This is a genomic window from Enterovibrio norvegicus (genome assembly GCF_002876705.1).
Classification (GTDB): Bacteria; Pseudomonadota; Gammaproteobacteria; order Enterobacterales; family Vibrionaceae; genus Enterovibrio; species Enterovibrio norvegicus_B.
On sequence record NZ_MDAG01000055.1, the window covers coordinates 2,359 to 3,601 of the forward strand.

2 protein-coding genes are annotated in these 1,243 nt (G+C 40.6%); both read right to left on the reverse strand.

What is annotated here, in order from left to right:
- Window positions 1–364 precede the first annotated feature (364 nt).
- Window positions 365–790, reverse strand: coding sequence for a hypothetical protein (locus tag BCT27_RS19500; RefSeq protein ID WP_102396530.1), 426 nt, complete (start codon window positions 788–790; stop codon window positions 365–367).
- Between the two features lie 130 nt (window positions 791–920).
- A partial coding sequence (locus BCT27_RS19505; protein ID WP_241908609.1) for a DUF3601 domain-containing protein occupies window positions 921–1,243 on the reverse strand: 323 nt, incomplete at its 5' end.

Consider the following 1,243-nt stretch of genomic DNA (forward strand, 5'->3'; position numbering starts at 1 on the left):
AAGGTGTCCCGTTCATGACCTTGTTTGCCACTGAACATTCATACTATCGCGGCTTTACCGCCAACACCCAACGAACGCGCCATTTTGTGAATTCAACTGCGGCCTTAAAGACAAAACCACTCGATAAAACCATGTGTATTCAATTCAACTTAGCAAAAATAGCCACATAATTTTGAATCGAGTTTGGGATTAGTTTAGTGAGGTTTTTGAGTTTAAACAGCCTGCTATAAAGAGAGGAAATAGCTAACCAGACATCGCAAACTAAACACTGAAAGAACTGACGGATAACGTTGCCATAAACGGCGAGCGCGTTTTTTGCGAGTCCAACCCCCGTAGGGGGTGATGTTTGATGGCCTTGTTAGAGCTAATCACTGCTAGATCCTACAAAGATCCAACGTTTACCTTGTGAGTGAATATCAAAAGCAAAATCCCAAAACACAGGGGATGAAGGGTGACCTTCGTAGAAGTTAAACTTAATGATCATTTCGGAGCTATCAAAATGTATATGATTGAAAACACGTTCTATTAACGAAGCAATCTCACTCTTCTTTGATTCAAGGTCAATTGGGCCAGACCCCGTGTTACCTTCATATAGCACCATATCCATAATCTCATTTCGAGCTTCTGCTGAGGACGAAGTTACAATGCCTGAACTTATACAATCCTCGGATATTAGCTTGTGAAGCACCTTTTCTAGCGAGGTGTCACAATCTCCAGGGCCAAATAGATAAAGCTTAACCTCATAATTGAGCCCATATAAAAGTTGTTCAATTTTATTAAGCTCTTTCATATGTTCTTGCTCATATAGCCCTAACGTTCGAATAACGGGCGTTTACTACCCCAAACTGATTGAAATGCCTGAATCACAGCGTTTCTACGAGAAAATGCGCCACGAGTAAACGTCCCTGTTTATTTGCTTGTTATAAGCTCGGGTTGCTATGTACCCGTTCAAAGTAACTAGAAAGATTGTGCACAATGTTAATTTGAAAGCCTTCTCGGACACAGAGCATGATTTGTCGCTCATTTCCTTTGAAACTGAAAAATAGTGAAAGACCATCTTCATAAGGGACGAAGTTGCTACCTATGAATGTTAGTTCATCACCTTTTTTATAGCGTATTCCTCTGAAGTCAGAAAAATCGTCAAGTACACGGTAGAAGCATCCAGCCTCAAATATCTGGTAGTTTTCCTGAAGATAACTCCTATCCATACCTACTCCATGAGCATATAACGTTCGAATAACGG